Source organism: Microbacterium sp. Bi128 (assembly GCF_918698205.1).
On sequence record NZ_CAKKMM010000992.1, the window covers coordinates 1 to 1,899 of the forward strand.

The window sequence follows — 1,899 nt, forward strand, 5'->3', positions numbered from 1 at the left end:
CCGCGGAAGCAGCTCCAGGGCGAACGAGGTGATCCCGGCAGCGGCGAGTGTCCGGACGGTCGGCAGCTCCGAGGTCGGCGATGCCAGCCCGATGGTGACGGTGCCGGGCCGCAGCCGGGCCGCGGCCTCCGGGGTGAGCGGGCGGACATGCAGCAGGACGTCCAGGGCCTCCAACGGGAGCTCGGAGATGACCGTCGCGCCGGCCTCCTTGAATGCGGCGTCGGCGAAGCCGGCTTCGGTGCCGGCACCGCTCTCGACCAGGAGATGGAGCCCGAGCGCCGTCAGCTGCCGGGCCGTCTCCGGTGTGGCCGCGACGCGGCGTTCTCCGGCTCGCTGCTCTCGTCCGACACCGACCTGCACGGGCCACTCCTCTCGGTTGGGATCAGAGTAGGCACATGCCTGACCGTTTGGCGAGAGGCGGGCTCCCGAAGCGCGGCGGCGGGTCCGGTCAGCGGCCCAGGCCCGCTTCCACTCCGCGCGGCCCTGTGGCCTGCACAGCCGCCAGGAGGGCCTCGACGATGGGGAGGTCCGCCGGGATCCACGGCAGGTCCAGGACCCCTGCCGGATTGCGGAGGTCGAGCCAGCGCAATTCGTCATGGTCCTCCAGCGGCCGGGGTTCTCCCTGCGCGAGCTCCGCGAACCAGACCCTCATCGCCGCCTTCGCGTTGAGCGGCCAGCCCGCGGCGGTTTCCGCGGGCAGCTCCGCCCCGAGCCGCACCAGCACGCCCAGTTCTTCCCGGAGCTCGCGGTGCAGGGCGTCCTCGGCGGCCTCGCCTGGTTCGACTTTTCCGCCCGGGAACTCCCACATTCCGGCAAACTGCGGCGGCGCCGTGCGCCGGGCCACGAGGAGCATGCCCGGGTCGGCCAGGGAGTCCACTACTGCGCCGCCAACGACGCCTATGAGTCCAGTCACGCCCTCAAGTCTAAGGCGGGCGCAGGGTCCGGCGCCCGGGGGCCGGGGCCAGGGCCAGCCCAGGTAGGGGACAATGGTGGAGGCGGCCGCCACGACACCTTCCGGAATACTCGGCGCCCCCTCCCGGTTCTTAAAAGCATATTTATCTGTCCGATCCATCCGGCCTCTCCCGGAAAATCTCTCCGAAAAGACGAATGACAACCACCACACACGCCCCGGCGCCGACCAAGTCCGGCACCCGTCACGTTGCCATGGCAATCATTGCCCTCGCGATGGGCGGCTTTGGCATCGGCACCACGGAATTCACCATGATGGGCCTGCTCAAGGAGATCGAACAGGGCCTGAACATCAGCACGCCCGAGGCAGGTCACCTGATTTCGGCCTACGCCCTCGGCGTCGTGATTGGCGCGCCGGTGCTGGCCGCGGTCGGGGCCAAACTCCCGCGGAAGTATCTGGCCCTCGGGCTCATGCTCTTCTTCAGCATCGCCAACCTCAGTTCCTTCCTCGCCCCGGACTACGGCTCCATGCTGGTGTCCCGGTTCGCCGCGGGACTCCCCCACGGCGCCTTCTTCGGGGTCGCGGCCGTGATTGCCGCCTCCCTGGTGGCGCCGACCAAGCGGGGCTGGGCCATTTCGATGGTCATGGCCGGGCTGACGGTGTCCAACGTCATTGGCGTCCCCTTCGCCACCTGGCTGGGCCAGAGCTACGGGTGGCGGCTGCTGTTCCTGCTGGTGGGCCTGATCGGCATCATTACGCTGTTCATGCTGTGGAAGTTCGTCCCGTTCCAGAAACCGCACGCCGATGCCAGCTTCCGCAGGGAGCTCGGCGCGCTCAAGCGGCTGCAGGTGTGGCTTGCCATCCTGGTCGGCATCGTCGGCTTCGGCGGGTTCTTCGCGACCTACACCTACATTTCGCACACCATGACCTCCGTCGCCGGCCTCCCGGCGGCCTGGCTGCCGCTGGTCGTGGCCCTGTACGGCGTGGGC

Annotated in this window: 2 protein-coding genes and 1 pseudogene; 1 reads left to right on the top strand and 2 read right to left on the bottom strand. The window is 69.4% G+C overall.

Features of this window, described 5'->3' with window-relative positions; translation table 11 throughout:
• Positions 1 to 360 (bottom strand): annotated as a pseudogene (locus LQV45_RS28940) (NAD(P)(+) transhydrogenase (Re/Si-specific) subunit alpha); the annotation flags it as partial.
• An 88-nt stretch (positions 361 to 448) separates the two neighbouring features.
• Positions 449 to 913: a (deoxy)nucleoside triphosphate pyrophosphohydrolase gene (locus tag LQV45_RS28945; RefSeq protein WP_290370340.1), complete on the bottom strand. Its 465-nt coding sequence runs from the start codon at positions 911 to 913 to the stop codon at positions 449 to 451.
• A gap of 194 nt (positions 914 to 1,107) precedes the next feature.
• On the opposite strand from LQV45_RS28945, the gene LQV45_RS28950 reads away from it, so the two are divergent.
• The coding region (locus LQV45_RS28950) for an MFS transporter (protein ID WP_230010464.1) at positions 1,108 to 1,899 on the top strand (792 nt) is incomplete at its 3' end.